At 42.4% G+C, this 5,040-nt stretch carries 3 protein-coding genes; all 3 read right to left on the reverse strand.

Annotation, left to right across the window (positions count from 1 at the left end; translation table 11 throughout):
- Positions 1-190: 190 nt before the first annotated feature.
- The 3 genes from fabV to HC723_RS16365 all read right to left on the reverse strand — a co-directional run bounded on the left by fabV (position 191) and on the right by HC723_RS16365 (position 4,635).
- Entirely contained in the window at positions 191-1,393 is a 1,203-nt protein-coding gene (fabV, locus tag HC723_RS16355; protein ID WP_153447236.1) for an enoyl-ACP reductase FabV, read from the reverse strand.
- Positions 1,394-1,619: 226 nt separating this feature from the next.
- Positions 1,620-3,914, reverse strand: coding sequence for an acyl-CoA dehydrogenase (locus HC723_RS16360; RefSeq protein WP_153447237.1), 2,295 nt, complete (start codon positions 3,912-3,914; stop codon positions 1,620-1,622).
- A 91-nt stretch (positions 3,915-4,005) separates the two neighbouring features.
- Positions 4,006-4,635 carry a TetR/AcrR family transcriptional regulator gene (locus HC723_RS16365; RefSeq protein WP_190339842.1) on the reverse strand — a complete coding sequence of 210 codons (630 nt, stop codon included), beginning with the start codon at positions 4,633-4,635 and terminating at the stop codon, positions 4,006-4,008.
- Positions 4,636-5,040: the final 405 nt, after the last annotated feature.

A 5,040-nucleotide genomic window follows, 5' to 3' on the forward strand; every position in this document is an offset into this window, starting at 1 on the left:
CTTACGCAATGATCAAAGCTTTAAATAAACTAACAGGGCTAGGTATGCCTAAAACTTACCGAATTGATTGAAATAATACCATTCTAGTGTTGTCACCTCTAAATTTGAATTACGCAACAAAGCCGGTATAGGAAATAAAAAGGCGCCCATAATGAGCGCCTGTGGTCTATTGATTATTATTAGCAATCAATTAGATATCTTGTACATCAAAGTTAATCTCAGTTGCCACATCAGCGTCGTAATCCACGCCTTCAACACCGAAACCAAACAGTTTTAAGAATTCTTCTTTATATTCAACGTAATCGGTCAACTCTTTTAAGTTTTCACTGGTCACTTGTGGCCATAGATCGCGGCAATGTTGTTGAATATCTTCACGCAGTTCCCAGTCATCTAAGCGTAGACGGTTTTTATCATCGACTGCTGGTACTGAGCCATCTTGTTGATAAAGACGTTGGGTAAACATGCGATGAATTTGTTGCATACAACCTTCATGTACACCTTCTGCGCGCATTTTCTTAAATACCATCGCAATGTAAAGTGGCATAACCGGAATAGCAGAACTTGCTTGAGTGACAACACTTTTAAGCACGGCAACATTGGCTGTGCCGTTTAAGTTGGCAAGTTTCTCGTTTAGTGCGGTGGCTGCGCGGTCTAGATCCATTTTCGCTTTGCCTAACGCACCATCCCAGTAGATTGGCCAGGTTAACTCCGTACCAATGTAACTGTATGCAACGGTTTTACACCCTTGCGCAAGAACACCGGCATCAGACAGCGCTGACATCCATAATTCCCAATCTTGACCGCCCATTACGGTCACAGTATCGTCGATCTCTTGTTGAGTTGCCGGTTCAACACTGGCTTCGATGATAATATCTTTGTTGGTATCAACCGCAGTGGCAGTATAAGTATTGCCAATTGGTTTTAGTGATGAACGAATTACTTCGCCCGTGTCTGGCATTTTGCGTACTGGTGAGGCAAGTGAATACACCACCATATCAATCTGACCCAGATCAGCTTTGATTAAATCAATGGTTTTTTGTTTTGCTTCATTAGAGAAAGCATCGCCATTTAAGCTTTTTGAATACAAGCCTTCTTGTTTGGCTAGCTTGTCAAAAGCGGCAGTATTATACCAGCCCGCTGTACCAGGTTTTTTTTCTGTTCCGGCTTTTTCAAAGAACACACCAATGGTCGATGCACCACCACCGAACGCCGCAGCAATACGGGAAGACAAGCCGTAACCACTTGAAGAACCAACAACCAATACACGTTTTGGTGCATTTGCAATTGGACCTTGAGCTTTAGTGTATTCAATTTGTTCTTTTACATTTGCTTCACAACCAACAGGATGAGTGGTTGTACAGATAAATCCGCGAATTCTTGGTTTGATGATCATATTGAGCTTCCTTTTAAAAACCCCTGTAGAATAAAAGTTTATCTCGGCTTTCGCACCCTATTTCTGTTTTTTTGCCACAAATAGCACTGTGGTTAGACCTGTTTTGCGCTTTTTTCTTTCTTAATACCTATTTAGATATAAAAAAACCCTCGATTGAGCTTAGCCTACCTCAAGGGTCAGTCCATTTTCTTACTATCTCTCGCTAATACTGCTTATTTTTTATTGATTAAGCAGCACTATCAAGCTTTTTTGCGCGTTTACCTGCAGGCTGACTATGGGTGCGGATCTCACTCATATCATGACTAAAGTGATCAACCTGAATCGAACGGTAGCGCAGTTCATCGGCGGCTAAGATTTCTTTGACTTCACTCTGCGTCAAAATCTTTTGCTCTAGTGCCAGCTCTAACCGATCTTTTAGCAAACCCGCTTTCGGCAATTTCCCTTCTTTCACAGCGGTGATCATTTTACGTTCTAGGTGGCGAATATCGTACATCGCAATAAAGGCACGTTCAATGAGTCCAACGCTGTCGTTTTCATCTTCACCAATAAAACAAAGTTTGGTTAAGCGATCACGGTCTACCCCTGGCGTCATCATACTATTTGCCACATTGTTTTTTTGCTTATCACTAGGCGCTTTAAAACGATTGCCTAATGGGAATACCAACAGTTTCAGCACATTGGCTGCCACTCGGCTTGGCAGGTTATCGTATGCTTCTTCCAGTGCCTTAGACGCTTGGCTTAAACAATGAGTCATGGCGTAATGAACATAGTCTAAATCAGCTTGCTGACGACCTTCATCTTCAAAACGTTTTAGAACTGCAGAGCCTAAATATAAGTAGCTGAGCGTGTCACCTAAACGCGCCGAAATCATCTCTTTACGTTTAAGTTCACCGCCAAGTGTCAACATTGCAAAATCGGTGGTTACTGCCAATGCTTTACTCAAACGGGTCATGTGTTGGTAATAACGTTTGGTTTCACCTGAGCTTTGAGATTTAGCCAAACGCGAACCGGTCAATGCCATAGTGAGCGCACCTACACTGTTTTTGATCGCATAACTCATGTGCTTAAACAGTAAACCATCAAACTCTTTTGCCCCAGCCGCTTCATCAGGGTTTGCCGCCGCTTCCATTTCTGGCAATACGAATGGATGGCAACGAGTCGCACCTTGACCAAAGATCATGAGGTTACGGGTTAAAATATTGGCCCCTTCCACTGTGATCGCAACGGGCACGCCATAGTAATGATGCGCAAGATAGTTCATCGGTCCCGTTTGGATCGCACGGCCAGAGTGAATATCCATAGAATCATTTAAAATAGTCCGCGCCATTTCTGTCATGTGATATTTGGCAATTGCGGTCACAATGCCAGGTTTTTCGCCCATATCTAATGAAGTGGTAGTTAAAGTGCGCGAGGCTTCTAACATATAAGTCATGCCGCCAATTCGCGCCATAGCATCAGCCACGCCTTCAAATTTACCAATCGACATACCAAATTGTTTACGCACATAAGAATACGCACCCGTTGTTCGGCTGGTTAAATGCCCAATCGCTGTACCTAATGCAGGTAACGAAATACCGCGCCCTGCCGATAAACATTCCACCAACATACGCCAACCTTTACCGGCATAATCTGCACCGCCAATCAACCAGTCCATCGGAATGAAGATATCTTCACCACGGGTTGGACCGTTCATAAAGGCCAAACCAAGTGGATCGTGACGCTCACCAATCTCTACCCCTTCGTGATCGGCTGGGATCAAAGCACAAGTAATACCAAGCTGCTCTTTATCGCCGAGTAAATGATCGGGATCGTCAAGTTTAAAAGCTAAACCGAGTACAGTGGCAACGGGTGCTAATGTGATATAGCGCTTGTTCCAGCTTAAACGAATACCAAGTACTTCTTGCCCTTCATGCATGCCCATGCACACTACGCCTTTATCTGGAATGCCACCAGCATCTGAACCCGCTTCAGGCCCTGTTAATGCAAAACATGGAATGTCGGTGCCATCGGCTAAACGAGGCAACCAGTAATCTTTTTGCTCTTGAGTACCATAATGTGAAAGCAGCTCACCTGGGCCTAATGAGTTCGGTACCATAATCGCCACCGCCGCACTGATACTACGGCTGGCAATTTTAGTCACTATGGTTGAGTTGGCGTGAGCTGAGAAACTTTTACCGCCATATTCTTTACCAATGATCAACGCGAAGAACTTTTCTTTACGAATGTAATCCCATACTTCTTTTGGCATATCACGATCTTGCTGCACGATTTTATAGTCATCCAACATGTTAAGTAGAGTCTCAACTTCATTATCAATAAATGACTGCTCTTCACCAGTTAATTGTGGTTTCGGATAATTATGCAGCGTCTGCCAATCTGGCGATCCTGAGAAAAGCTCCCCATCCCACCACACACTACCGGCTTCCATCGCTTCACGCTCAGTATTGGATAGTGGTGGTAATACTTTTTTAAACCATTTAAACGCTGGTTCGCTAATCCATTTTTGTCGTAAACCACTCATAATTTATTCCTTTTATCCACGAAGTTAACAGTTGATTTGTTGTATATTTTGTTTTTATTAATTTTATCTACTTGTTTTAGTTATTGATTTCTTAACCCTCTGCGGCCACGCCAGCAGCGAGAAAAGGGATTAATTGTTGTATCACCGCATCTGAATCTACTTTTTTACCATAAGAATTAAACGCAATGTCCGCTAATGCTTTACTCGATGACATAGTGAAAACACAAGTACCTAAGGTAAAGTGTAGTCGCCAAAACAGCATTTCTTCATCAATTCCTGGGCTAGCTTTTTTGACAGAATCGGTAAATAAATTTAATACGCTGCTATAGCGAGTGGTAATAAACCAACGCAAGTGTCCTTGTACATCGGTATAGCCACGCCCCGTCAATAACATAAATCGACTGGCACCATTCGGTCGCACCTTATCTAATGACATCAACGGTGCGCTCAAGGTATTAAAAACCGCTCTCATATTGTAACAGTCTGTTTGATTCAATATGTGCAATGATTTTTCAAGCTCCGGCATAAACGCTTCTAAGTAGCGATTCAATACTGCCCGCACTAAAGTTTTCTTATCACCAAAATGATAGTTCACCGATGCAAGATTAACGCCAGCTTTGGTGGTGATGGTGCGTAGTGAAGTATCATTAAAACCATGCTCGGCAAATAACGCTTCCGCCACATCCATGATTTTTGCTTTAGTGGTATTTTTAGGGCTCATTGTCGCTCTCAATTCTCTCGTTGTTCATTTTGTCTCATACAGTAAATCAATCACTCGTATTAAACATCTGTTTGAATCTTAGGCGGGATGATAATTAGAAACAAGCTTTGAGATCACAAATGCAACAAACTGGTAATATTAAATCAAACAGAACTAAATTATATTTGCAAGATCAATACATTAAAATTTATTGTGGATTTTGTAAAAAGAAATGGAACTGAATGATAAATCTTCAGTCCTATAATAGGTAACCAGTAGAAATTAAATGATGCTTTATCTGTAAGCGTTCACCAGCACCCTATTGACAGGGCTGGTGAACGTTAAAAACCGAATACGTTTGGGTAGGGCTGTCGATTCGTCACGGCTGTGACGATTTCGGACACAACTGACCATGCTGAGAGGCCA

Source organism: Vibrio sp. S11_S32 (assembly GCF_014694465.1).
GTDB lineage: Bacteria > Pseudomonadota > Gammaproteobacteria > Enterobacterales > Vibrionaceae > Vibrio > Vibrio algicola.